Raw genomic sequence first — 25106 nt, 5'->3', positions numbered from 1 at the left:
CTGCTCTGCCGCGGTGGCGTATTATTTTACGAAAACAACAAAACTCAAAGAACGCTCATTTTTTTATAGTCTCTACTTTGATATCACGTTATTATTTCTTTCATTAGTGCCTACTTACATATTATGCATCCTAGTATGTCTTTGTACTGGTTTGCTTAAGGCGAGTTACACTGCCGACCTTACATCATCTTAGTTTTAAGGAGCGTTAAGCTATGCCGTTAACACGAGACTCTGCATTAGAAACAGCCAATGTTCTAAGTGAATCTCTTCCCTATATACAGCGCTTTGCGGGGAAAACACTTGTCATAAAATACGGCGGTAACGCAATGACAGATAAAGCCTTGCAAGCCGGGTTTGCTCGAGACATCGTTTTGATGAAGTTAATTGGGATCAACCCTATTGTCGTTCATGGCGGAGGCCCTCAAATAGGTCAAATGCTGGCCGATCTAAATATTGAATCCAAGTTTATCAATGGCATGCGCGTAACTGATTCACGCACTATGGATATTGTAGAAATGGTTCTTGGTGGTCAAGTCAATAAAGGCATTGTTGATTTGATTAGTCGAGCCGGTGGTAAAGCAATCGGTTTAACAGGAAAAGACAGTGGTTTTATCCAAGCTAAAAAACTCTTTGTGAAACATCAGTCCGAATCAATGGATGCTCCAGAGAACCTTGATATTGGCCATGTTGGTGAAGTTGCTTCAATTGACACAAGTGTTTTAAAAGTACTTGAAAACAGTGATTTAATACCTGTCATCGCACCTATCGGAGTAGATTCCGAAGGCAATTCATACAATATCAATGCGGATTTGGTAGCAGGCAAAGTAGCCGAGGCAGTGAATGCTGAGAAATTAATTTTGCTTACCAATATTGCAGGTTTACAAGACAAATCAGGAAACGTTCTAACAGGGCTAACCACTCTAGAGGTAGATGCTTTAATTGCAGACGGCACTATTTATGGTGGCATGCTACCGAAAATCAGTTGTGCTCTATCGGCTGTCAATGCCGGCGTCACCAGCGCCCACATTATTGATGGTCGAGTACCTCATGCAACCCTTTTGGAAATATTCACCGATGCGGGTGTTGGTACATTAATTTCAAATTCAAACTTGCCATAACGAGCGCGTTTCAAAACTCAGCATTTAAAAAGCAAGTTTCATAAACATTGTGCAAGTTAGAACGAGAATAAAATGACAGTGAAAAAAACGGATCGTCGAACCCAAATTTTACAATCACTCGCTCAAATGCTTGAGAGCAGTCCAGGTGCGCGCATAACAACAGCGGCTCTAGCAAAACAAGTTGGCGTATCTGAGGCCGCTTTATACCGCCACTTTCCAAGTAAAGCTAAGATGTTCGAGGGGCTCATTGAGTTTATTGAAGAAACCATTTTTTCTCGTATTAATTTGATTTTACACGAAGAGAACCAAGTAAATGCTCGCTTACACATGATACTGTCGTTGGTGCTGGGTTTTGCAGAGCAGAACCCTGGCATGTGCCGCTTACTGACAGGGGATGTTCTTGCTGGGGAAACAGAGCGTTTACGTACCCGCATCTGCCAACTGTTTGATCGAATTGAGACTCAACTTAAACAAGTCATTCGTGAAGCCGATCTGAAAGAAGGGTTAAAGCCTGTAGCAGGCGTGGCGGCTAATGCCGAACTCTTAATCGCGATTATCGAAGGGAAAGTGAGACAATATGTTCGCAGCGAATTCAAGAACAAGCCAACGACAATGTGGGCCGATCAATGGAATGCCATAGCGAAAAACTTAATGGTAAGCCGATAGTTATTCATGGTACAACAAGATAAAATACCGATAGAGGCTGATTATCCGCTTCTATCGGCTAAACGGTGTTTAAATACCGTACTGATCACGGTATGCTTTAACAGAAGGTAAGTGTTGCGAAAGTTCTGAAGATTGTTGCTCTTCAAGATAAGTCATTATGTCATTTAAAGACACAATACTGATGACAGGTATTGAAAAATCTCGTTCAACTTCTTGAATTGCAGACAATTCGCCCTTACCTTTTTCTTGTCTGTCGAGCGCGATCAAGACACCAGCAGGTTGGGCTTTTGCATCTTGAATGATGGCCATGACTTCTCGAATGGCCGTACCTGCTGTGATGACATCATCAATGATCATGACATCGCCAGACAAAGGAGCACCAACTAATGAACCACCTTCACCGTGCGCTTTAGCCTCTTTTCGGTTAAAGACATAAGGTGTATCGCAATCATGGTGGTCATAAAGCGCCACAGCGGTCGTTGTTGCTAGCGGTATGCCTTTGTAGGCAGGCCCGAAAAGAACATCAAAAGGGACATTTGCATTCATAAGTGCCGCCGCATAAAAACGGCCTAACTTAGCCAGTGCTTGACCTGAATTAAACAAGCCTGCATTAAAAAAGTAAGGGCTTGTACGGCCAGATTTGAGTGTAAACTCACCGAATTTTAGGACGTTTTGTGAAATAGCGAATTCAATGAATTCTTTTTGGTAAGGTTGCATAACCAACTCCAGAAAGATAAAAATGTAAAAAACAACACGCTTTAACTCGTGTTATCCGTGCCAAAAGTTTATGGTTGGTAATATAACACACGGCTTCGAATTATAGGGACCAGAAATGAAGGTCATTAGCCTTAATGTAAATGGTATAAAACAAGCAGCCGAACGTGGCTTTTTTGATTGGATGGTTCGACAGAACCCAGACGTTGTATGCTTGCAAGATATACAAGTTGACGAACGCAGTTTGAATGACAGTGTTTTTTTCCCGCCAGGATTCAATACGTATTTCTTTGATTCAATGGAGGATCCAAACACGGCTGGTGTGGCAATCTATTGCAAAAGCATGCCAAAAGCCATTATGACTGGCATGGGTTTCCCTGAGTGCGACTTTGAAGGTCGGTTTATTCAAGCCGATTTTGAGAACGTCAGTATTGGCTCTTTCTTAACCCCTCATGGATCCAATCATGAAGCAAGTTTACAAGAACATAAGTACCGTTTCATGGAAGGCTTAAAAAACCATTTGATTAAAACTCGACGCAAACGTAGAGAGTTTATTTTTTGTGGTACGGCCAATGTGGCTCGATCACCTATCGATGTCAGCAGTTGGTTTGTTAACCAAAGAAATTCAGGTTTTTTACCGGAAGAAAGAAAATGGATTAATGAAATCTTCAACGAATTAGAATACATAGATGCATTTCGTCAAGTGAATAAGCAAGACAAGCAATATACTTGGTGGCCAGACTATGAACGAGCGTGGAAACTAGACGAAGGTGGTCGTTTGGATTACCAAATCACCACACCCAAATTAAAACACTTAATTCAAGGCGGTAGTGTCTATAAAGGCCAACGCTTTGCAGATCATGCACCATTAGTCATGGAATACAATATTGACTAACCTATAATTAAATAGCCAATCTACTCGCTCTAAATAGGCCCCGCTGACGATCATCAGACGGGGCTTTTTTTATGTTAAAAAAATAGCGAATAGAGTGCACTAGCACTCTAAACGCTCCTTTGATGCACCAAAAAAAACCTGTACATAAAGCTGAACGGCACCTGTAACGCGCCCTACAAATTAGACCATTCGGTTATAAAAAAGAAGTTTTCTATAGCATTCATTTACTTATAGAACTAAGTGAAATTATTTTTTTATGCTGGCACAACTGTTGCAAACTACATTTCATTCGTTATTTCAACTTAAAGTGCATAAAAGGAAAAAGACAATGAAACTCAAAAACATACTTAAAAAGACACTTCTTATTGCCGCTTCTTTGGCCACTCTCTCAACGGCCACCATAGTCCAAGCGGATGTATTACAAGACATTAAAGATAGAAAGGTTTTACGCGTTGCGGTACCACAGGATTTCCCTCCTTTTGGGTCCGTTGGCTTAGACCTTAAGCCTCAAGGCATCGATATTGATGTGGCTCAATACATCGCTGACAAACTGTCCGTAGAGCTTGAGTTAATTCCTGTTACCAGTGCCAACCGCATTCCTTATCTTCAAACTAAAAAAGCAGATTTAGTCATTTCCAGCCTTGGGAAAAACCCTGAACGAGAAAAAGCCATTGACTTTTCAACGCCATACGCACCGTTCTTTTTAGGTGTATTTGGTGATAAAGAAATACAGGTTAAGAGTGTAGACGACCTGACAAATAAAACGGTTGGTGTAACACGCGGAGCCGTTGAAGACCTAGAATTAGAAAAAATTGTTTCAAAAAATACAACCATTCAGCGCTTTGAAGATAATAATACGACATTATCTGCCTACCTTTCTGGTCAAGTTAATTTGATCGCCACGGGGAATTTGGTCGCGGCTGAAATTGCTAAAAAGCAACCTAACAGAGCCCCTGAAAGCAAATTCATGTTGAAAGAATCTCCTTGCTATATCGGCATGATGAAAGGTGAGAGCGCACTGCAATCTGAAGTTAACCGCATTATTGCAGTAGCATTTTCGGATGGGACACTTAACAACATTTCAATGAAATGGTTAAAAGCACCTCTACCGGAAGGCTTTGGAGCTTAAACACAATGCTAAACTTTTCGGATTTATTGCCTTATACAGACCAGTTCCTAAAAGGCTTGCTAACAACGGTTGAGCTGACATTGTATTCAACTTTATTAGGCTTAATATTGGGGGCGGTTCTAGCAACCGCCCGTCAATACGGTTCCTCTTTACTTGCCAGCGTGGTTTCTGTATATGTGGAATTGATTCGAAACACACCTTTTATCGTACAGTTATTTTTTATATTTTTTGGACTACCATCAATTGGGGTTATGTTATCACCATGGCAAGCAGGCATGATTGCTATGGTGATAAACCTTGCCGCTTACAGTACGGAAATTATTCGAGCGGGTTTAGGAACAACGCCTAAAGGTCAATGGGAAGCCGCGAAAGTGCTAGGATTAAGTTTTAAACAAACACTTCTTAGAGTCGTTATGGTGCCTGCGGTTGAGAAAATCTACCCCGCTCTCACAAGCCAATGCATTATCGTTATGCTTGGCTCGGCTGTACTGTCTCAGATATCCGTTCCTGATTTAACTTACGCTGCAAATTTAGTTCAGTCACGTAATTTTAGAAGCTTTGAAAGTTATTTAATCACGGCAGGGCTGTACCTTTTACTTGCCATTTTAATGCGTAAAGCATTTAACATGATTGGAAGAAGAGTCTTCTCTTATCGAGTAACTAAATGATTGAATTTTCTAACATTGACATCATAAGAAATTTATTAATTGCTACCCAATGGACAATACTATTGTCTCTAGCCGCTTTTGCTGGCGGCATAACCGTTGCTTTATTATTGACGGCGGCAAGATTGAATAAAACACCGTTATTATCCATTTTTGTCCGGATATATGTCGAAGTTTTTCAGGGTACGCCCTTACTTATGCAAATGTTTTTATGCTTCTTTGGCTTGTCCATGATAGGCATTGAGATATCAGCTTGGAACGCGGCCGCCTTGTCTTTAACTTTATTTACCAGCGCATTTTTAGTCGAAATCTGGCGTGGGTGTATAGATACTTTACCAAAGGGGCAATGGGAGGCGTCTCGCTGCCTAGGGTTAAATTTCTTACAAACTCTACGTTATATCATTCTACCTCAGGCTATTAGAACCGCTTTAGCACCTTCTATAGGGTTCTCTGTACAAGTTGTGAAAGGTACCGCTTTGGCATCAGTCATTGGATTTGTTGAACTGACAAAGGCGGGGTCAATGCTAAACAACGCAACATTTGAACCTTTTAAAGTGTTTACATTTGTCGCCATTATCTACTTTATGTTGTGTTATCCATTATCTTGGACAAGTAAATTCTTGGAGAAAAAATTCAATGCCTCTCGTTAAAATTAATGATGTTCATAAATATTACGGGGACCTCCACGTATTAAAAGGGGTAAACCTTTCTATTAAACAGGGAGAAGTGATCTGTATCATTGGCCGAAGTGGTTCAGGAAAAAGCACACTATTACGCTGCATGAATGGCTTAGAAGCCTATCAAAAAGGAGGAATTACCGTTGACTACAAAGAAGTCACAACGGAGGAAATTCAGGTAAAAGCATTAGCCAAAAGTGTGGGGATGATATTTCAGAACTTCAACTTGTTCCCTCACTTAACTGTGGGGCAAAATATTATGCTGGCCCCAACCATTGTGTTAAAACAGTCTTCTGAAGAGGCGCGTGACGTTGCTAAAAAAATGCTTACTAAAGTAGGGCTTGCCGATAAATTTGACAGTTACCCTGAACAGCTGTCAGGAGGGCAACAACAACGCGTTGCTATTGCCCGTGCTTTAGCCATGTCACCAAAAGTGCTTCTGTGTGATGAAATTACATCAGCACTTGACCCTGAATTAGTTGGTGAGGTATTAAAAGTAGTAGAACAGCTCGCCGAAGAAGGCATTACGTTAATTCTGGTCACTCATGAAATGAATTTTGCGCGTGATGTAAGTGACCGAGTGGTGTTTATGAATCAAGGTAAAATTTGGGAAGAAGGCCCACCAAAAGACATATTTGAGAAACCACAGACAGAAGAATTAAAACTCTTCGTCAATTCGGTCCTATAGACCTCAAAGACACTGATGAACGTTTATCAAGAATTCATCAGTGTCTTTGAGGTTACTTTCATTTTTAAATGATAAATTTCTCGTGGTCCAACAGTGTGCATTTTAGCTAACGCATTCGCACTTTCTACACAGACAAAAGATCGATAATCTTCGTCTAGCATATCATTACGTTCTCTCGACAGTTCTTCACCAGGATTCCAAACGACAACACATGAGGTTCCCTCGGTAACAATAGAAATACGTCGGTTAAAAACAGGGTCATCCAAATAAGTAACAGACGGTGCATTTAGATAAATGCGGTCAAGAAAGGTGCAAGGAAATATCTCTCTCTTCTGCCGATGCTGCCCCCCCATAAACTTATCAATATACTCTAAGCCATCTAGACCCTTAACCACAGACAAATGGCTGTCACCAACATGAAAATACGTGTGAAATGCTTCAGAAACTTGGACAGGCTCATTGGAAAGGTTAGCGGCAGAAAAGTTAACCTGAAAACCATCTCCTAAACGAAAAATTTGTTTTAACTCAAATGCCTGAGGCCACATATCTTCAATCAGAGGATGCTTATCTGATTCAAGTTTAATAACCACTTTTACATCACCGTTTTTAAAACGGCCGACGTCTTCTAGCTCCCAACGAAAATAACGAGCGAGTCCATGGGCAGGTAAATCCGTAAATTCTGAATTAGCCCCAAACCAAGGCCAGCATACAGGCACCCCAAAATGTTTTCTACCAAAACGGCTGTCCGAACCATCATTCGAGGATTGAAACAAAAGGTCTTCAGACGAGTTTTGAACAAAGCTGGTTAAGTGCCCTCCCCATAAAGAAATCTTTGCAGTAAAACCTGGCTGGTCTATTACAATTTCATCACACCCTTTAAAACTTGCAGCAAAAAGTTCACCACCTACTGCTTCCAACTCTGAAATCAGCTGGCTATCCATCTTTTGCTCCTACTTCAAACATATTTTTCCACACTAATTAGGTTCGACATCATTTGAAAATTAAAGTTTGGTTACGCCCTTTTTCTTTTGCTTGATACAAGGCATCATCCGCTTTACTTAACCACGTTGCGATGGTTGAATCGTCTTCACTTAATTGTGAAACCCCTAAACTCATGGTAATTTTAATATCGCCTTTTGGAGATGAGATAGTTAACGCTTCAATTTGCTTTCTGAGCTTTTCACAATAGATGAACGCATTATCTTCGCTACAATTAGGCAATAATATGGCAAACTCTTCCCCACCAAAGCGACCAACGAAGTCTCCTTTTCGAGAGCTTTTAATGAGCGTATTTGCGACTTCTTTTAAGACAAGATCACCCGTTTGATGACCATATTGATCATTTACTTTTTTGAAAAAATCAATATCGATCATGACTAAGGAGTGCTCGGAGGTAGGAGAGGCTCGAAAACTTCTAAAGGCCATATCCAATGCTTTATCTAAGCTGCTGCGATTTTTCAACCCCGTTAAAGCATCTGATGTACTCATAACATGAAGTTTGCGATTCGCTGCGGACAATGCGGCTTTATTTGTCGCCACATCAGTCACGTCATAAATAACCATACAGACGTATTTAATGGAGCCGTCAACATGACTCAAAGGCCGGATGGTGACATTTTGGAACATTTTTTCCGCTATCCCAGTGATTGGACGATAGCTTTTAAATGAAAATAAGAAAGGACGCTGTTCCCAAGAAATGAAGATTGGCGTACGTAGTGCCACTACATTATCTAATTTTTTTTGTAACCATTCCGCATTTAAATCAGGGAAAACACTGAATAAAGATTTATTTTTAGCTGTAATAGAGCTCACGCCACTGTGATTCTCCATAAAACTATTCCACAGCTGAACCTCATAATTGGTATCTAATACAACCAAGCCAACATCAATGTTGTGCAGCATGTCAAAAAGCCAGTGAAGCTCAAACAATTCATTCGATGTATCGGACATTATTCTTCCTCAGCTAAATAAGAAAGTAGCTTCTCAAGCACACCAACAGAGTCTTCTGTAAATAACAACATAAGATCACAACTTATTTGGTAATTTTCAACTTCATAAACGATTTCAACAGCTAACGTTCGCTTCCAATGAGCTCGTTTAACATTAATTAAATCTTGAATTGGAACATGTTGACCTAATAACACAGGATGGCTATGACTAAAGTCAATGTTCAACTGCCGACCTAACGCCGACATAAACGGCCCTATCAGAACGGAAGACACATCCATTAGCAACTCAACTTCTGCATCCCGATCAAGTTCATCACTGTAATTAAGAAGCTTCGCCATATCTGGAAAACTAGAATCAGAAAAAATGAGTAATGCTTCAAACGCAATGCCGGAGCCGACGTAGCCTTGGGATACGGCAGAACATTGATTGTCTTTCTCGCCATAACTTAGTGCCATCTGTAATTCACTGGCCTCAAGCATATTCACATTGGGAACAGGGAGTTTCACAAACACATTTAACATGTCAGCCAAAACACTCGCAGCATTACCCATTGCTATGTTAGAAACTTCTTGCAAACAATCATTTAATGAGAATTCAGGAGAGGACTTTGTATCAGTCTTTTTGATCTTAACGCTACTTGGATCACCCGATGATTGATAGAGATTATGGTGCTCCAGTGCTATTTTAATAGACTGCTGAGTGGCTGGTTTCTTTAAGAAATCCAAAGCGCCTAATGCTTTTACACGCTCTAATGCTTGGGGCTGTATATCACCAGAAACAACAATAACATTGAGTTTTACTGATCTTTTTTGCAAATGCTCTAAAGTCGAATAGCCATCCATTACTGGCATATTCAAATCCAAAAACATCATATCTATGCTTTCAGAACCAATAATATCAAGAGCCTCCATACCATTTACAGCAAAGTGTATTTTCGCATCCCAATCCTTAGGAATTAATTTAGCCAGCTGCTTTCGAGCAATATTCGAGTCGTCACAAATTAGAACATTAACACTCATAAACACTCTCTAATAATTAATAAATTCACAAACTTAGATCTAACAAGAAGACCTCGAACATAAACCCTTCCCTAAACTTAATTAAGACTACTTGTTAAAGCGTATAAAGGTCAAATTATACTAAAGAGACCAAAAATTGACATACCGCCTCTTCATCATAATATAATGATGCCTCTTTCACTAAGGGTGCCACTAAAATACCAACACCCAATTTCCTAATAGTGTCTAATTCTTCCGTCGTCTCACTCTGATAATGAGCCTCATCTAATATTAAGAAATCCAATATCCCCTTTGCATCCAAAGTAGAACCATTTGATACCGCTTTGATAATGGCTTCCACTTGAGATAACAGCCCCATTCCAAGTTGCTCTGGATCAACACCTAAATTCGGTAAATACACTTTTAAATTTGGATTATTAAGTATGGAATCGGCAACGCCTAATGGCAGTATATTAGCGAGCACACTGCTATAAAAACTACCGGGAGGATAGCATATAATGTCTGCATTTATGATCATGTCTTTTCGATCGGGTAAGATCTCGCATGGTATGGGGCAATAAGAAACAGGAGATTCATTTAAAAAAATACGTTTTATAGGACTCCGTAATGGGTCGGATTCCTTGCCTGTAATATTATGCTGACCTATAACAATTTCCCCATTTTCTAATTCAGCGGCAAGACAATAAATTGAATCAGCGATTGTCTGAACCGTACCTAACGCCTTAACCAATCTCGAAAACAAAAAAACAATGGGGTCCAATTGCTGCTGATTATTCAAATAGCCGCCAGCTATTATTAAATTTCCGATGCTGGCTCCTCTTAACTCAAAACGGCTAGAAATTTTCGATAGAATGATAGCCAACTGGGTTCGAATCAGTTGTCTCATAGGCTCTGTTATTGGCTGAATTAACTCATGAGTGCCTGCTACAATGCTGTCCAATTCATTCCTCAGTTCCGCGGCTTGCCCCTGCTTATCTAATCGATAATTAAAAAGGTTAAAAACGTCTGGTTGACCCAAGACGGTTTCGTCGGCAAGCGCCATTAAACGGCTTCTCAAATCACCAACGGCCGGCATGGTAAATTCTTCTCTCAAACGAGCGGAACTGCCTCCAGAATCAAACGGTGTCACTAGATGGATTGAATTATGCGTATAGTATTTTAACGCTCGACTGATTTTATTCAGTGCTGTACCGCCACTAAAAAATAAAATTTGAGGTCCTAACTCAGGCATTTTTTTGCAGCGCTGAATTCTGATTTGATCGGGAAAAATAAATTTACGCCAAACTAATGATGTGTCATCCATAAATATAAAAATCTTATTACTTAAAGAAAAGTGAGGTCAATTATAACTAATGAGTAAAGACAAACTGATTACGGCCATTAGACTTTGCAAGGTATAACCTTTTATCGGCTAAATCAAAGCATTGTAAGAAATCATGGTGCGATTCAGCGCTCTGAGCGATGCCAATACTAAACGTTAATAGCTCGCATTGATCACTTGGATGAGGAATCGCCATTTCGCAGATAGAATGCAACGCATTTTCTGCGACAATGCAGGCTTCTTTTAGTGTGATATCAAATAACACAACAACAAATTCTTCCCCACCGTAACGTAAACACAATCCGTTTTCTGGGGTAATTTCTCTTAAAACATCAGAGACTTTCCTTAGTGCCTCATCCCCTTCTAAGTGCCCAAGCACATCGTTATACCCTTTAAAGAAATCAATATCAAAAACTAACACAGCAAACTCATTCGAACTTTTATTATAAGAAAGGTCTTTGGTTAACGTATCAAATTTTTTACGATTAAAAAGCCCAGTTAACGAATCTCTAAAAGACTCATCCTCAACTTCTGATAAGTTCCTTGCGTATCGAGCCTCTGCATGCTGTCGATCCGTTACGTCAACTAAATTTAATAACAAGGACTCTTGCTCTTCCCAGGTAATTGGAGCCCCAATTAAATCAAACCATCGATGGCAAATGTCATCGTAATAGGATTCGATTAAAACGATAGACCCCTCATTTTCATGACAAACGACATCGTCATACTTAATAAAATGAAATGCCTTTGGTAAACGATCAATTGATTCAATTTTGTCTAAGGAGAATACTTCAGAAAAATATTCATTGTGATACACAATCTCTTGATTACACAGTACCGCTACACGCAAATTCGAGTGCTGAATGACATCGGCTAGCTGTTTGCTCACCATGGTAATCGTTAATTGCTGAGTTTCTATCTTTAATAAAAATTGTCTTAATTGATCCGCTACCTCCCCGACTTCATTAGCATCATTAAATTGCATTAATTGCTGACTCGTTAACTGGCCTGATGACAGCAGTTTCCGTAACAAGCGAATACGATCAAACAACTGATACTTTAAAACAGAATAGCTCAACAGTATGACGAGAAGACTTACAAAAATCATAATATTCAAACGAAATTGCGCATTAGTCGCATCAGACACCAGCTGAGACGCTTGTTCAGAGAGATCAACTTTGGTGTCATTAAACAAGCTTGCGACATTATCCAACATATTATCCGAAATAATGCTATTTTGTGTCGCTACACCAACAAGCTTAAATTGAATATCACTGCGTCTATCCAACATGAATATTAGACCTAAAGGGCCCTCAATTGCAGAACGTATAAATGAAATAGTCTCTACGTCATTTTCTAAATTAAGATTGTTTAACAAGGCTAGATAATGTAACAAGCGTGACTGTGCTTCGATAATTTCAAACTTACGCTTTTTAATAATTAGGTCAAATATAGACCGAGAGATTTTATACGTCATATCATTCCAAGCGTAAAAAACGTCTAAAGAATGCTTGCTGCTGTCTAATTGCTTATTTTCTAAATATTCTAAAATTGACGATACTTTTCTGACGATCTGGCTATCTAGTTGAAGATGTTTAATTTGATGCTCATAGAGCTTAGTCAAACCAGGTGCAAGAACAGAAAGCAATGAATTTAATTTTTGAGCGGAATTCTGATCTTCCATTAAGTTGAGCTCTTGTCGAATCTGCGTTATTAAGTCATCAATCGCTTTATAAGAAATTCGTAACTTTGCTAATGAATCAGCCTCTATGAGCTCTCTACTAAGAGAAGACAAAAGTGTGACATTCAGTTTTAAACTAGAAAGCTTTTCAAAATTTGGTACACTCACCCTTTCATTATATTGAGCATTTTTTTGAAACACATTTAATCGCTCAAAAGCAATGAAACTGATCGTTACCAAACAGATTATGATCAGTAAAAAGCAACATATAATTTTCCAGCTAATTTTAAAAAAACGGTTTTGCTTTATATGAACAGACATTTATTGCACGGTTCCTAAATTAATGTTCTTTAATCGCCCATCTATTTTAGGAGAAACGGTTTTTTTCTCTTCTATAAAAGTAACAACGGCACTCCAAACATAAGGATCTTCGACCGCATAAGAAATGACGGGTTTACTTTTAAACACATCGTATTTATCGCCGCCATTTTTAATAAAATCATCCGTTGCTAAGGTATAGCTGTCTTTTTCTAAAGGGTGACCCTTTTGAGTAATGGACAAAACTCGTGCGCCCACAGGTTTATTTAGATCATATAGAACTTCAAAGCCCGAAATTTGTAAGAAACGACCGGAAACATTTTCTACATCGCTTAATGAGTGCTCCATTACTTGCTTTAATTCGGCTGGAGTAATGTTTACAACATTGACTCTGCCTCCGAAAGGAAGCTCTTTGAAAATATCCTTTCTTATCAAAACAGTTCCTTTCTCGTATTCTTTATTCCCTCTAATTGAACCACTGTTGATTACGGCAAAGTCGGTCTTTCTGAAGGCTCGAATAGAATCAGCAAATAAATTAGCTAAGGCACTTTCTTCAGTTCGAACAAAACGTTTAATCGAGTGCATCGGTGTAGAGATAGTGCCAACCTTTTGCTCCAATACTACGGAAAGACGGTTAATGTAACCATTTACCACCATTCGAACCTTATGGCTTTCCGGTACCATGGAATAATTCACAATATCGGCCGTTGACAGGCTCTTGTTTTTATCAAGATGGATTTCGATTACCTCTGCGTCATTGCCACCTCCTTTTGCATAAAGAGGCGTCATCGAAAAATCAACCTCATCTTTTCCTTCATGAGTGGTTAAAACTAAATCAACCATAGTCATGTCTGAAACAGGGTATTCCATGATGACATCGGCTTCTGTTACGACAATAATTTTATCCACGCCTTCTTGTCTTAATTTTGCGGAAAGTTTACGCATTTCCTCAAAAGGATCTCTAACAAAAGCCGTTCCCCGTAAGTAGCGATAATTAACGGTTGGCGCCATCATCATTAAAACACCAAGCGACATTTCTTGAGTTTCAAAAATAAAATAAGGATAAGTACCCTCAACTTGCCGCATGGTTCTCAAATCTTTGATATTCGATAACACCATCGGAAAATTAGCTTCTCCAGTACGCAATGACAAGGAATCCAAACCTTTTGCAAACTCCCTTTGGTTTACCATAAAAACGTCTGTTTCCATCACATTGAGAATATCAATCATGTGAGCACCTTTATCATAGACTGACAATGCATTTGGAAATAAGCTGTCACCTCCATGAATAAATATAACGTCTTCTTTTGATGTGTTTCTTACGCTATCAATGTATCCAGCTAAATTAGCGATATTTGCTTCGTTATCACTTTGAAAAATATCGGGGATGTTAGACGTAAAAAGAAGGGTGACAGCAAAAGAGGTTGTTGCATTCAACAAGGTAATACACACAGTCAACGCAAATAGTACTTGCCTAGTAAATTTCATACATATCCAATGGCGAAAACAATACAATCAATGGTTTGATTGATAACCCAAAATATTGAGAATCGATTAGCTATAAGTGTAACCTGTTTTGGGTTCTGTTCAAGAAAAGAACAGTACATTTAATAATCAGAGTAAAAAATTGTTGAGAATGTAAGCCGTTAAAAAACTAAAATGAACAAGACCTTTTACTCAATACATAAATTGATAAACCAAGTGTCGTGGCGTTCAAGAGTGCGAGACGCTCTATAGATGAAGTGGGCAGAGTAACTCAATGTAAATAACCTGATTCCAGAAAAGCACCAGAATCAGGTCTAAATTATTGAAAAAGCTAAATATGCGTTATTTAAAAGTACGTTGGCGCACTTTTTCTAGACGTTTTAAAATAGCATCTAAGCGCTCAGGTTTAACCATAAACTCTTGAAAACCTTTCATGCCTTCTTTCGCCATATTTGGGTTGGTATCTCTATCATAGAATTGCGCCGTACCATCCGCTTCATTTAACATTTTCACACCTTTATTTAAGAAATAGTTATCCGGTGCTTGAGCGTCTTTATGAGGAGGAATTTGTAACAAGGCTTTGTTAACCAACGTTTGGTTCTCGGCTCTTGCCATAAATCTCAAGAACTTACGAGCATCTTCTTTATTATTTGCCTTAGCTGGTATATGGATGGTATCCATTGGTGCATCTTCGGCTACATCGACAGCAGGGTCGATTATTGGGAATTGGAAGAAGCCCATTTTACCGTCTAATTCAGCAGGAAAGTTTGGTGTAATAAAGTTACCAATTAGGTACATCGCCGCTTTACCGTTGTACATAAATGGCTGCGCTTCTTGCCAAGAATAAGACGCATGGTTTTCTAGATAGTAACCTGGTTCAACCATTTGTTTCCAATTTTCAAATGTCTTGCGAACACGATCATCTGTATAAGGAATTTTGCCGTCCATCAAATCAATATGGAACTTCAAACCGTTTGTACGCATATTGATATAATCAAACCAACCCGCCGCAGTCCAAAGATACTTTGTACCAATCGATACTGGAGCGATATCATTGGCTTTCAATGTCGCACTCGCCGCTAAAAACTCATCCCACGTTTTTGGTTCAGTAAGGCCGTATTGTTCAAAGATATCTTTGCGATAGTAAACACCCCATTGATAATAGGTATATGGAACACCCCATTGCTTATCGTCAATCGTCATCGCGGGTTTTGCTGTCGGCATTACATCGTGTAATTTTTCCTCATCCCAGAGATCACTAACGTCTTCTAGAAGCCCACGTTCCACAAATGTTTTCATACGGTTACCCGCATACCAAAACACAAGATCTGGTGGTGATGTGGCTAACCAGTTACGAATCGCGGTTTTATAGCCTTCTTTATCGTATAGGTTATATTTCACTTCTACGTCAGGGTTCTCAGCTTTGAATTTAGTCACAATTTCTTCAAATGCTTTTTTGGGTGCTGGATCCGCTTGGTCAGAGTTAATAACTAATGTGCCTGCTTGCGCTGATGCCATCATTGTTGCTAACACGGTACCTACGATCAAAGATTGAATTTTTTTCATGCTTTAGGAGTCCTCTCTTCTTCTTGTTAAAATGGAACTTAGTTTCAGTATTAATCAGAAAATGGTTTTCGTCAACAAATCAAAAGCAATTAATGCCATTTTTTGACTGTTTTTTGTTCTTCTCTTGCTCTTTGTTCCAAACGGCCACACCACACGGCGCTAATTTCGCACCTCCAATTAAAGGCAAAGCCTTCGTTGGACGGAAAACTTGAGGTATTGAACTGTAGTTAAAGGCAAAAATAAGATCTCCCCTTTGTCGAATACGTACCCCTTTAGGAAGGAAGTAAGGCGCTAGATTGGCTTTTTCAGCTAGCCGAGTCAGGCTTGCCTTCAATACCTTATTGTCAACGCAAGAACCAAGGTAATAACGTTGACCACTACCAACTAATACAGGATCACCCGCGCTATCTTGCAACAGCACAGGCCATTCTGTTTTAAATTGCTCATGCCAGTGCTTCAGTATGCCTTCACCCCAGAGACCATTCACTTGCAACGGCATGTGTTCAGGCAAAGCATCAACACGTTCAACCGTCAACGGCAACAGTTTCGCCAACGGACCTGGAGGTAAATTTTCAGGTATCTGATAGCTTTCTGTCTTACTACCAGATCTAGGGCCCACTAATAAAACCCCTTTATAGCTTTCAAGACGACTTGTTAGCTCTGGGGACACATAAGATTGTGCCGGTAAGACCAACATCTGATAATGGTCGAACTCCGCCTTAGAAGAAATAATATCCACACTTAAGCCGAGTTCTCTCAATGCTTCATACATTCGATAGCACCAGAACAGATAACGATATGCTTTGGATTGAGGCTGTATATCCAAAGACCAGCAAGCATCATAATCAAACATTAAGGCCACCGAGCCAGCGCTCGGTAAAGACACTAAAGCGTCTACATCCACCCCTAACTCACTCGCTAAACGCTTAACTTCCGTCGCAACCTGTTCCGCTTCTATGGCCGCTTCAGCATGCTCTCCATTCGGCCTCAGCAAACCAGCGTGCATTTGTTCTTGCGCAAATGGCGCTTGTCGCCAGCGAAAATAAGACACCATTTCAGCCCCATGGGAGAAAGCCTCCCATGTCCATAAACGGACAGCACCATCCGCTGGGGACGGGTTATGGGGAGCCCAATTCACCGGGCCTGGCTGTTGCTCCATAATCCATAAGCGGCCTTTACCACAACCTCGATATAAGTCGTGATGAAAAGCACCAAAATCAGGATGGCCTGTTCGAAGGTATTCATGTTTCTCTGTTGCAGTGTAAATGTCTTCTTGATCAAGAAAACCTAAAGGATAAGTATCCCAACTGGCAACATCTAAGTCTTCACCCACTTTATGGTGATCAAAAGCGGTGAAAAAGCCCATATAGTTATGCACAAGATCACGACCGTTTGCATACTGTCTTAAAATGTCGACTTGTAAGCGATTGTACGCGACCACTTGATCAGAACAGCATCGTTGAAAATCCAAACGATGAGAAGGATTGGCTTCCGTTACAGTGAGGTTGGGGAGTTCAACTTCATCAAAAGAGCGATAATCCATGCTCCAAAAAACATTTCCCCATGCTTTATTTAGCGCCTCAATACTTTGGTATTTTTCCGCCAACCAAAGACGAAAAGCACGCAAATCCTCAGTTCCATAACTTAGAATCGTATCATGGCACCCAAATTCATTATCCGTTTGCCATGAAACAATCGCGGGATGCTGACCGTAACGTTCAGCCATCATGGTTACAATTCGACGACATTCCTCCCGATATTCCAAACTGGCAAAGGTATAATGGCGGCGCGAACCGAATCCTCTAACACGACCCTGTTCATCTTTCGCCAGCATGGAAGGGTACTTATCCACCAACCATTTAGGCGGAGTGGCGGTTGGCGTTCCCAAGATCACCTTTAACCCATGTTCATGCAGCACCGCCAGCGACTCATCCAACCAACGCCAATTAAATACCTCGGGCTCGGCTTCTATCGTGCTCCAGCTAAATTCTCCTATTCGAACGTATTCGATACCAATTTTTTTCATCTCTTGTGCATCTTGAACCCACCTTTCTTTGGGCCAGTGCTCAGGGTAATAACAGACACCTAATTTCATTTTCTATGCTCCCGCAAACGGCTGTCCAGGTGCGCCAGCAACATCCACCTCGATGGCCACAACATGCCCAGCTAAAGGCGATGCCCTCAACTCTGTCTCATTCGTATCGACACTGGCAGACGTAATAAATAAAGTGTTTCCGTTAGCACCACCAAAGGCACAACTGGTCGGTTTTGCAAAAGGCAGCTCTATAACCTGCAATATCTCACCTAGTGGGCTATAACGTACAACGCGAAAGCCATCCCATTGCGCATTCCAAAGACACCCCTCAACATCAATAGCCGATCCATCAGGACCCATACCTGCCGGCGTTTTCAGAAAAGCCTCTTGGTCTCTTATGTCTGTAAATTCAGCGGATGAAAACGCATGTACTGCCCCTTTCATAGAATCACCAAAATAAAACACATCTCGACTTTCATCCCAAGCCAGAGTATTTGCAATACCAATACCATCGAGCATTTTTTGCTTTTCACCTGTTGCCAAGACTTTCCAAAGCCTCCCCGTCAGTGAGGTTTCTGCATCATCCATAGTGCCAACCCATAAGTGCCCGTTAGCATCACACTTAGCATCATTACTGCGGTTACCAGGGATATCCTCGTCCAGTTTACACAAGTACGCTAAGACGCCTGTCTCTTTATCTAAATACGCCACACCGTCGGCGAGAGTAACCAACAACCGATTACTTTGTGTCGTAAACACGGCCGATACTTTTTGGGGAAGCGTCCAATGGGTGTATTGCCCCGTTGTTTGATTCCAACACCAAACTTGGCAAGCAGGGATATCTACCCAATACAGGGATTGTTCCGCCTCACTCCAAAAAGGACCTTCGGCCAAATGATGTCGTTGCTGGCTGATTTGAGTTACGGTTGTCGTCATTATGATCTCTCTTTCCACGCCGCGGAAAACGCCAAAGCATTTAGGCGAGTTTGCTCGACAGATTGTCCTTTTTTATACAGAGCGGAGCCTAAACCAAACCCTCGCGCACCAGCATCAAGATAATCACCCACATTATCAGGTGATACGCCTCCCACTGGGCATAAACGAACTTCTTTTGGCACCACGGCTCCCATGGCTGAAATCACTTTTAAAGAAGGTAAGGCTTCGGCTGGAAATATTTTTAACGCATCAGCACCAGCGTGAATAGCCGCAAAGGCTTCCGTCACGGTAAAGAACCCTGGCATAGTGTATAAACCTGCGGCCTTGGCGGCGCGAATGATCTCTGGATCCGTATGAGGAGCCACCATCAAACCTGCTCCCGTTGCGATTAACTGTGCCAACTGCTCCATAGTCAAAACAGTACCCGCACCGATCAGCGTGTTTTCTCCATAAGCCTCTTGCAAAAGGCGAATACTTTCAAATGGATTCGGCGAATTTAATGGCACCTCTATTATCCGAAAGCCCGCTTCAATCAGGACTCGACCATGATCTAGCACTTCGCTTGGCTCAATGCCTCGCATAATGGCCACCATTGGAAGTTCTTGCATCATTGCGTCAAAAGAATGTGTCATCAATTTGCCACTCCTGTTAAGGGTAAAGAATGTTGGTGATTCGCCGCCATATACTTCAAACCTCGTATACTGGCGTCGCTGGCATCTAAAAACTCACTGCGCAATCCATGAGCCGCTAAGGCAAGAGCATAACGCTCACTTAAATTATGACTGCCAATTAAGAGAACACTTTTTTGACTAGGCTGTAAGGCAGATAAAATATCCTTAACATCGGTACCAATAACCACTCCAGATAAATAGTCCCTTCCTTCTTCCGCCGTTAACTCACCACATACAACGCGACTACGAGTACTAAATAAATGATGTAAAAACCCGCCCATGGTTAAGCTGGTTGCAACCCCTTTATTAAACGCATCTGTATGAAATACATCAGAAGAAGGTAGACCTTTCACCAAACTAGAGTCGTCGTTTAAGCGTGCGAAAATTTCTCCAGACAGTGTGGTAGAAAACTGCTGTATGCCTCCGTCTTCAATCTGCACCCATTTGCAATGGGTTCCTGGCATGCAACACAGAGGATCTTCTCCTTCTCGCCCCTGTGATGCCAGCCAATCTAATGCACCCAATAGCTGAGTTTCTTCACCTCGAATGACATCATGATATCCATGAATACCTAACCCTTGGATACCTGGAACAATGGCCACTGGGCAGGGTAATTTAGTGGTTAGCCATTGGAGGTGATCGGCTAAAGACGACAGTGCTATAGGACAGGACTGATAAGGTACTTCTTGCCAACCACCTCGACTGCCTACCATACCAGCCATATACACGGGCAAATCGGGACGTAACCAATCCTCTAACAAGGTTTTTAAGACATTTTCAAACTCATCACTATTCAGTGACAGCATGCCACTTTCATTTTGTTTTTGTGCTTGAATGTTGCCATTTTTATCCACTAAAAAGGCACGTAAATTTGTCGTCCCCCAGTCGATGGCAATAAACAACGGACGGCTATTTTCAGATAAATCCATTAGACACGCCCTCCGTCAACAACTAAGTTTTGCCCTGTAATCATCCGACTATCTTCAGAGCCCAAAAACAGAATTAAATCAGCCACATCAGAAGGCTGCATTTTTTCCTTCAACGCTTGTTGCTGCATCAACTCAGCCTCCGCTTCAGGAGTCAGCCACAATTGTTTTTGCTTTTCTGTCATAACCCAACCCGGCAAAACCGTATTTACACGTATTTTATCTCGACCTAATTCACGAGCTAACGCTTTTGTTAAGCCTGAAATAGCCGCTTTTGCCGTCACATAACCCGGATACCCCTCTAACCCTAATAACCAAGAGTTAGAACTCATATTAATAATGCTACCTCCCCCTGCTTTCGCCATGGCAGGAGCCACTGTCTGCGCGGCAAACACATGATGTTTTAAGTTCACCGACATGCAGGCATCAAACTGCTCTGCCGTCATACTGGATAAAGTATGACGATGATCATTAGCGGCATTATTCACTAAAACTCGTATCGCCCCCCACTCAGCCATACGAATGTGAATGCTCTTCTGTAAGGTCTCGATATCGGTTAAATCCACATCGCTAAAATGCGTCTGTAAACCTTGCTGCGATAATTCATTCGTTAAGGCTTCCCCGGCGCTTTTATCAATGTCAAAGAAGCTAACAAGGCATCCTTGCTGAGCAAGAGATCTCACTATGGCTTCACCGATTCCGGATGCTCCTCCAGTCACGAGCGCATGACGCCCAACAAGACTAGAATACGTCGTATCTGTCATTAGTGAGACTCCCTACTAACCGTTGAACCACTGCTACCCACTAGGAAATCAAGATCGGCCCCCTCATCGGCTTGCATAACATGATCAATATACAATTTGGCATAACCACGTTTATATTCACTTTCTTCTGGTATCCAAGCCGCTTTACGGCGTGCCATTTCTTCATCCGATATATGCAAATGCAAACCACGACCATCCACATCGAGAGTGATTTCATCACCGTTCTGTACCAGTGCTAAAGGGCCACCCACAGTCGATTCTGGAGCCACGTGCAAAACCACGGTACCAAAAGCCGTCCCACTCATTCGAGCATCACTGATACGAACCATATCCGTAACCCCTTGTTCCAGTAGCTTACTTGGTAAGGCCATATTGCCAACCTCAGGCATACCGGGATACCCTTTTGGACCGCATCCTTTTAGCACCAAAATAGAGTCTTTATCGACCTCTAGTTCTGCGGTATCAATACGCGCTTTATAATCTTCAATATTTTCAAAGACAACCGCTTTCCCTGTATGTTGTAATAACGCAGGCGTTGCCGCACTGGGTTTAATAATCGCGCCTTGAGGCGATAAATTGCCACGTAAAACAGCAATCCCTGCGTTTTTACGTAGTGGCTTATCTAATGGTAAAATGACGTCTTCATTAAAACATTCCGCGCCTTCTGTAATCGCTCCTAGGCTTTCTCCCAGGACCGTATTCGCTGACATATCAAATTCATGGCTTAGACGCTGAATCAATGCGGGAAAACCGCCGGCATAATGAAAATCTTCCATTAGATACTGTCCGGATGGCATGAGATTCACTAAACATGGGATTTCAGCACCGATACGATCCCAATCTTCCAATGTCAGATCAACACCAATCCGCCCGGCAATGGCCAGCAAATGCACAACCGCATTCGTCGATCCCCCAATCGCCGCATTGGCACGAATGGCATTTTCAAACGCCGATTTAGTTAAGATATCTGACGGTTTTAAATCTTCTTTCACCATCTCTACAATACGAGAGCCAGTTAAATGGGCAAGCGCTTGACGGCGAGCATCCACCGCAGGCAAGGTACCGTTTTCTGGTAACGACATACCTAACGCTTCCACTAAACAAGACATCGTTGAGGCCGTTCCCATTGTCATACAAGTGCCTCGAGATCGAGACATTCCCGACTCCGCTCTCATAAACTCATCTAATGACATTTTGCCACCGCGAACCGCTTCACTGAACTTCCAAACATCCGTTCCGGAACCAATATCTTTGCCACGATATTTACCATTCAGCATGGGGCCAGACGACACAACAATAGTGGGTAAATCAACCGAACACGCGCCCATCAACTGCGCCGGTGTGGTTTTATCACAACCGCCTAAAAGGACCACACCGTCCATGCCATACGCACGCATGGACTCTTCCACGTCCATACTCATTAAGTTACGAAACAACATGGCCGTCGGCTTCATTTGAGTTTCCCCAAGAGACATAACTGGGAACTCTAAAGGCACACCACCCGCTTCCCAAACACCACGTTTAACGTATTCCGCCAATTCGCGTAAATGGGCATTACAAGGCGTAAGCTCACTCCAAGAATTACAAATACCAATGATTGGACGACCATCAAAACTATGGTCTGGGTACCCTTGATTTTTCATCCAACTACGGTGAATAAAACCATCTTTATCGAGTTTTCCATACCATTGTTGGCTACGTAGTGCTTTCTTTTTTGTGTCTTTTGGATCTGTCATTTAATTTTTCTCCGTAGCCGAAACGGCTTGAATAGTCAGCAAGATAAGCGCTTCGGGATCAATAATAGGTAACTGCAAACCGATATTACTCAAGGTGGCTCCATTTAATGTCAAAGACTGCCCCCACCATGAAGGGGGTGTTTTCATCAAATGCCCTCCCAAAGCACTGTGCTCTAAAATGGTTATTTCATAAGTTTGTTCGGCAATTAATCCAGGGAAACGAACCGGTAACGGCTGCGCTTGTTTAGGCATAGCCAACTGCGAATAGACAGCAAAACCCGCTACACCGTCTTGATTTAAAGCCCATTGAGTTTGTGCTCGGCCATCGGCACTGGGCAATCGCCAATTGCGTCCTGTATGAGAAATATTTCTTAAGGCTTTATAATGGGATAACCAACGGCGTAATGTCTGCTTCTGTTCCTGGTTGGCCTCCAGCAAGTTCCATTCAATCCCTAAATGACCCAACATGGCAGTGCCCGCTCGAAAAGTCACATCGTGCTTTCGGCTGGTTGTATGACTTTGATCTGGGCCAATGTGAGCCCCCATCACTTCCGGTGGAAAAAAATAGCTAAAACCCCGTTGGATAACGCTGCGCTCCAAAGCATCGTTACAATCGGAAGCCCAAAACCGCTTGGTATAATTTAAAATGCCAAAATCAACGCGTGCGCCACCAGAAGCACAACTTTCAATTTCTAATTGAGGAAAAGCATCATTTATTTCTTTTAGCAAACCGTATAACGCCAGAACCTGTGCATGCGCTTCAGGATGAATATCACTACCTGGCTGCGTATATTCTCGGTTCATATCCCATTTAATATAATCAATAGGGTATTCCGATAACAGACTCAATAAACGTTCGCGAATGTAGGCATAAGCGTCTGGATTCGCTAGGTTAAGTACCAATTGATAACGACCTAACACCGCCTCATATTGCGGTAGCTGTAACGCCCACTCAGGATGATCTCTGAATAAATCCGAATCAGGGTTCAGCATCTCTGGCTCAAACCAAAGCCCGAACTCCATACCTAGGTCTTTTACATGTTGTATTAGAGGCATTAACCCATCTGGGTATTTTTTGTTATCGACAAACCAATCCCCTAAGGCGGCCTGATCGTGATCCCGACCTTTAAACCACCCATCATCTAGGATATAACGCTCCACCCCTACTTCTGCCGCCGCATCCGCAAGCGCTTTTAACGACTCAAGATCGTGTTCAAAGTAAAAGGCTTCCCACGTATTTAAATGTACCGGTCTTGGCTTCGAAAGCTGTAACCGAGTACGTGCTTCCCGGTGAAAAGCCTGACTCATTGCATTCAAGCCTTGATCACTGACACTCGCTAGAAACTCAGGGGTGCTTATAGAAGCGTTCGGTTGAAGCACCATTTCCCCAGGAAGATACAAGGCTTCGGCTTGAATAAATCGATGCCCTAAAATGGTGTAATCGGCTTTTATTCTATGGTTACCTGACCACGCAAGATGAGCCCCAATGACAGTACCCTTGAGTTCGTCAAAGCCCTCCTCACCGACGATAACGCAAGGAAAATTCGCATGTGAATTCCGCCCTTGGCGATTTTCTTGCAACCAGGTGGATTGCCAGCTAGAACGTTCTTGCTGAAACTCTTGGCACCAACGACCATAAAAGCCCATGCGTTCAGTAAAGTACTCAGGCACAGGTAGAGTGCAAGCTAAACGCTCTACATTCATCTGGGTGGTGCCGTTATTTGTTAAGGTGATTTTTTGAGACAGAACGCCCGACTCTAACAGCGCAATATTAAGACAGACAGCCAACTCAGCCACGGCATCACTCAAATACACACTAAAACCGAGGTTCTGTTCCACCACCTTATCAAGAGACCAGACAGCCGCCCACGTGGGTCTATCTAACGCAGTCACCTCAACGGCGGGGGATTGCAACCAGCCACGCCCCGCTTCTGGTAATAAACTCAATCTAGGCGGCTCCTCAAGCATGGCTTGTGGTACACCTGATTGCATAGCAAGATACACATTTTCCGACGGTGTATCGAATGGCAGCGCCAGACCAAAGTACACCAATTCAGGCGCCCCCTTTTCTGGACAAGCTAATATCAATGTTTTACCGGCTTTATCCTGTCGATAAAACCCAGTGTTTGCCAATGCTGTCATTGTG

Annotated in this window: 22 protein-coding genes; 7 read left to right on the top strand and 15 right to left on the bottom strand. The window is 41.8% G+C overall.

Features of this window, described 5'->3' with window-relative positions:
* The first annotated feature begins 212 nt into the window (after positions 1 to 212).
* Positions 213 to 1118, top strand: coding sequence for an acetylglutamate kinase (gene argB, locus IEZ33_RS01725; protein ID WP_191602014.1), 906 nt, complete (start codon positions 213 to 215; stop codon positions 1116 to 1118).
* Between the two features lie 72 nt (positions 1119 to 1190).
* Positions 1191 to 1784 (top strand): nucleoid occlusion factor SlmA, encoded by a 594-nt coding sequence (slmA, locus tag IEZ33_RS01720; protein ID WP_191602013.1) that lies wholly within the window; start codon positions 1191 to 1193, stop codon positions 1782 to 1784.
* A gap of 69 nt (positions 1785 to 1853) precedes the next feature.
* Here the strand turns inward: slmA and pyrE are convergent, their stop codons facing one another.
* Positions 1854 to 2501 (bottom strand): orotate phosphoribosyltransferase, encoded by a 648-nt coding sequence (pyrE, locus tag IEZ33_RS01715; protein WP_191602012.1) that lies wholly within the window; start codon positions 2499 to 2501, stop codon positions 1854 to 1856.
* A 115-nt stretch (positions 2502 to 2616) separates the two neighbouring features.
* Here pyrE and IEZ33_RS01710 point away from each other — a divergent pair, with 115 nt between their 5' ends.
* From IEZ33_RS01710 to IEZ33_RS01690, 5 genes are all read left to right on the top strand, one after another.
* A complete protein-coding gene (locus IEZ33_RS01710; RefSeq protein WP_191602011.1) occupies positions 2617 to 3393 on the top strand; it encodes an exodeoxyribonuclease III in 777 nt (258 codons plus the stop codon).
* Positions 3394 to 3721: 328 nt separating this feature from the next.
* Entirely contained in the window at positions 3722 to 4522 is an 801-nt protein-coding gene (locus IEZ33_RS01705; RefSeq protein ID WP_191602010.1) for a transporter substrate-binding domain-containing protein, read from the top strand.
* Positions 4523 to 4527: 5 nt separating this feature from the next.
* The gene (locus tag IEZ33_RS01700; RefSeq protein ID WP_191602009.1) at positions 4528 to 5190 is read left to right on the top strand and encodes an amino acid ABC transporter permease; all 663 of its coding nucleotides are present in this window, start codon (positions 4528 to 4530) and stop codon (positions 5188 to 5190) included.
* Positions 5187 to 5837, top strand: coding sequence for an amino acid ABC transporter permease (locus tag IEZ33_RS01695; protein ID WP_191602008.1), 651 nt, complete (start codon positions 5187 to 5189; stop codon positions 5835 to 5837). Before IEZ33_RS01700 ends, IEZ33_RS01695 begins: the two co-directional genes overlap by 4 nt.
* Entirely contained in the window at positions 5824 to 6552 is a 729-nt protein-coding gene (locus tag IEZ33_RS01690) for an amino acid ABC transporter ATP-binding protein (RefSeq protein ID WP_191602007.1), read from the top strand. Before IEZ33_RS01695 ends, IEZ33_RS01690 begins: the two co-directional genes overlap by 14 nt.
* Positions 6553 to 6578: 26 nt before the next feature.
* Here the strand turns inward: IEZ33_RS01690 and IEZ33_RS01685 are convergent, their stop codons facing one another.
* From IEZ33_RS01685 to IEZ33_RS01620, 14 genes are all read right to left on the bottom strand, one after another.
* Positions 6579 to 7493 carry a D-hexose-6-phosphate mutarotase gene (locus IEZ33_RS01685; RefSeq protein WP_191602006.1) on the bottom strand — a complete coding sequence of 305 codons (915 nt, stop codon included), beginning with the start codon at positions 7491 to 7493 and terminating at the stop codon, positions 6579 to 6581.
* A gap of 49 nt (positions 7494 to 7542) precedes the next feature.
* Positions 7543 to 8502 (bottom strand): GGDEF domain-containing protein, encoded by a 960-nt coding sequence (locus IEZ33_RS01680; protein WP_191602005.1) that lies wholly within the window; start codon positions 8500 to 8502, stop codon positions 7543 to 7545.
* Positions 8502 to 9521, bottom strand: coding sequence for a response regulator (locus tag IEZ33_RS01675; protein WP_191602004.1), 1020 nt, complete (start codon positions 9519 to 9521; stop codon positions 8502 to 8504). The genes IEZ33_RS01680 and IEZ33_RS01675 overlap by 1 nt, the downstream gene beginning before the upstream one ends.
* A gap of 115 nt (positions 9522 to 9636) precedes the next feature.
* Positions 9637 to 10824 carry a GAK system CofD-like protein gene (locus IEZ33_RS01670; protein WP_191602003.1) on the bottom strand — a complete coding sequence of 396 codons (1188 nt, stop codon included), beginning with the start codon at positions 10822 to 10824 and terminating at the stop codon, positions 9637 to 9639.
* Positions 10825 to 10870: 46 nt separating this feature from the next.
* Positions 10871 to 12844 carry a GGDEF domain-containing protein gene (locus IEZ33_RS01665; RefSeq protein WP_191602002.1) on the bottom strand — a complete coding sequence of 658 codons (1974 nt, stop codon included), beginning with the start codon at positions 12842 to 12844 and terminating at the stop codon, positions 10871 to 10873.
* A complete protein-coding gene (locus IEZ33_RS01660; protein WP_191602001.1) occupies positions 12845 to 14329 on the bottom strand; it encodes a bifunctional metallophosphatase/5'-nucleotidase in 1485 nt (494 codons plus the stop codon).
* Between the two features lie 339 nt (positions 14330 to 14668).
* Positions 14669 to 15892, bottom strand: coding sequence for an ABC transporter substrate-binding protein (locus IEZ33_RS01655; protein ID WP_191602000.1), 1224 nt, complete (start codon positions 15890 to 15892; stop codon positions 14669 to 14671).
* A gap of 79 nt (positions 15893 to 15971) precedes the next feature.
* A complete protein-coding gene (locus IEZ33_RS01650; protein WP_191601999.1) occupies positions 15972 to 17987 on the bottom strand; it encodes a beta-galactosidase in 2016 nt (671 codons plus the stop codon).
* Between the two features lie 3 nt (positions 17988 to 17990).
* Entirely contained in the window at positions 17991 to 18863 is an 873-nt protein-coding gene (locus tag IEZ33_RS01645) for an SMP-30/gluconolactonase/LRE family protein (protein ID WP_191601998.1), read from the bottom strand.
* Positions 18863 to 19495 carry a 2-dehydro-3-deoxy-6-phosphogalactonate aldolase gene (locus IEZ33_RS01640; protein WP_191601997.1) on the bottom strand — a complete coding sequence of 211 codons (633 nt, stop codon included), beginning with the start codon at positions 19493 to 19495 and terminating at the stop codon, positions 18863 to 18865. Before IEZ33_RS01640 ends, IEZ33_RS01645 begins: the two co-directional genes overlap by 1 nt.
* Entirely contained in the window at positions 19495 to 20463 is a 969-nt protein-coding gene (locus IEZ33_RS01635) for a 2-dehydro-3-deoxygalactonokinase (RefSeq protein ID WP_191601996.1), read from the bottom strand. Before IEZ33_RS01635 ends, IEZ33_RS01640 begins: the two co-directional genes overlap by 1 nt.
* Positions 20463 to 21224: an SDR family NAD(P)-dependent oxidoreductase gene (locus tag IEZ33_RS01630; protein WP_191601995.1), complete on the bottom strand. Its 762-nt coding sequence runs from the start codon at positions 21222 to 21224 to the stop codon at positions 20463 to 20465. The genes IEZ33_RS01635 and IEZ33_RS01630 overlap by 1 nt, the downstream gene beginning before the upstream one ends.
* Positions 21224 to 22960 (bottom strand): IlvD/Edd family dehydratase, encoded by a 1737-nt coding sequence (locus IEZ33_RS01625; RefSeq protein WP_191601994.1) that lies wholly within the window; start codon positions 22958 to 22960, stop codon positions 21224 to 21226. Before IEZ33_RS01625 ends, IEZ33_RS01630 begins: the two co-directional genes overlap by 1 nt.
* Complete coding sequence (locus IEZ33_RS01620) at positions 22961 to 25102, bottom strand: alpha-galactosidase (RefSeq protein WP_191601993.1); 2142 nt, start codon at positions 25100 to 25102, stop codon at positions 22961 to 22963.
* Between the last annotated feature and the right edge of the window lie 4 nt (positions 25103 to 25106).

It is taken from the genome of Marinomonas algicola (assembly GCF_014805825.1).
Lineage (GTDB): Bacteria > Pseudomonadota > Gammaproteobacteria > Pseudomonadales > Marinomonadaceae > Marinomonas > Marinomonas algicola.
This window is presented reverse-complemented; position numbering and strand designations above follow the sequence as displayed.

What these genes read in the sequence shown, in the direction of transcription:
- argB (WP_191602014.1), top strand. Translation starts at nt 213, where the DNA reads ATGCCGTTAACACGAGACTCTGCATTAGAAACAGCCAATGTTCTAAGT.
- slmA (WP_191602013.1), top strand. Translation starts at nt 1,191, where the DNA reads ATGACAGTGAAAAAAACGGATCGTCGAACCCAAATTTTACAATCACTC.
- pyrE (WP_191602012.1), bottom strand. Translation starts at nt 2,501, where the DNA reads ATGCAACCTTACCAAAAAGAATTCATTGAATTCGCTATTTCACAAAAC.
- IEZ33_RS01710 (WP_191602011.1), top strand. Translation starts at nt 2,617, where the DNA reads ATGAAGGTCATTAGCCTTAATGTAAATGGTATAAAACAAGCAGCCGAA.
- IEZ33_RS01705 (WP_191602010.1), top strand. Translation starts at nt 3,722, where the DNA reads ATGAAACTCAAAAACATACTTAAAAAGACACTTCTTATTGCCGCTTCT.
- IEZ33_RS01700 (WP_191602009.1), top strand. Translation starts at nt 4,528, where the DNA reads ATGCTAAACTTTTCGGATTTATTGCCTTATACAGACCAGTTCCTAAAA.
- IEZ33_RS01695 (WP_191602008.1), top strand. Translation starts at nt 5,187, where the DNA reads ATGATTGAATTTTCTAACATTGACATCATAAGAAATTTATTAATTGCT.
- IEZ33_RS01690 (WP_191602007.1), top strand. Translation starts at nt 5,824, where the DNA reads ATGCCTCTCGTTAAAATTAATGATGTTCATAAATATTACGGGGACCTC.
- IEZ33_RS01685 (WP_191602006.1), bottom strand. Translation starts at nt 7,493, where the DNA reads ATGGATAGCCAGCTGATTTCAGAGTTGGAAGCAGTAGGTGGTGAACTT.
- IEZ33_RS01680 (WP_191602005.1), bottom strand. Translation starts at nt 8,502, where the DNA reads ATGTCCGATACATCGAATGAATTGTTTGAGCTTCACTGGCTTTTTGAC.
- IEZ33_RS01675 (WP_191602004.1), bottom strand. Translation starts at nt 9,521, where the DNA reads ATGAGTGTTAATGTTCTAATTTGTGACGACTCGAATATTGCTCGAAAG.
- IEZ33_RS01670 (WP_191602003.1), bottom strand. Translation starts at nt 10,824, where the DNA reads ATGGATGACACATCATTAGTTTGGCGTAAATTTATTTTTCCCGATCAA.
- IEZ33_RS01665 (WP_191602002.1), bottom strand. Translation starts at nt 12,844, where the DNA reads ATGTCTGTTCATATAAAGCAAAACCGTTTTTTTAAAATTAGCTGGAAA.
- IEZ33_RS01660 (WP_191602001.1), bottom strand. Translation starts at nt 14,329, where the DNA reads ATGAAATTTACTAGGCAAGTACTATTTGCGTTGACTGTGTGTATTACC.
- IEZ33_RS01655 (WP_191602000.1), bottom strand. Translation starts at nt 15,892, where the DNA reads ATGAAAAAAATTCAATCTTTGATCGTAGGTACCGTGTTAGCAACAATG.
- IEZ33_RS01650 (WP_191601999.1), bottom strand. Translation starts at nt 17,987, where the DNA reads ATGAAATTAGGTGTCTGTTATTACCCTGAGCACTGGCCCAAAGAAAGG.
- IEZ33_RS01645 (WP_191601998.1), bottom strand. Translation starts at nt 18,863, where the DNA reads ATGACGACAACCGTAACTCAAATCAGCCAGCAACGACATCATTTGGCC.
- IEZ33_RS01640 (WP_191601997.1), bottom strand. Translation starts at nt 19,495, where the DNA reads ATGACACATTCTTTTGACGCAATGATGCAAGAACTTCCAATGGTGGCC.
- IEZ33_RS01635 (WP_191601996.1), bottom strand. Translation starts at nt 20,463, where the DNA reads ATGGATTTATCTGAAAATAGCCGTCCGTTGTTTATTGCCATCGACTGG.
- IEZ33_RS01630 (WP_191601995.1), bottom strand. Translation starts at nt 21,224, where the DNA reads ATGACAGATACGACGTATTCTAGTCTTGTTGGGCGTCATGCGCTCGTG.
- IEZ33_RS01625 (WP_191601994.1), bottom strand. Translation starts at nt 22,960, where the DNA reads ATGACAGATCCAAAAGACACAAAAAAGAAAGCACTACGTAGCCAACAA.
- IEZ33_RS01620 (WP_191601993.1), bottom strand. Translation starts at nt 25,102, where the DNA reads ATGACAGCATTGGCAAACACTGGGTTTTATCGACAGGATAAAGCCGGT.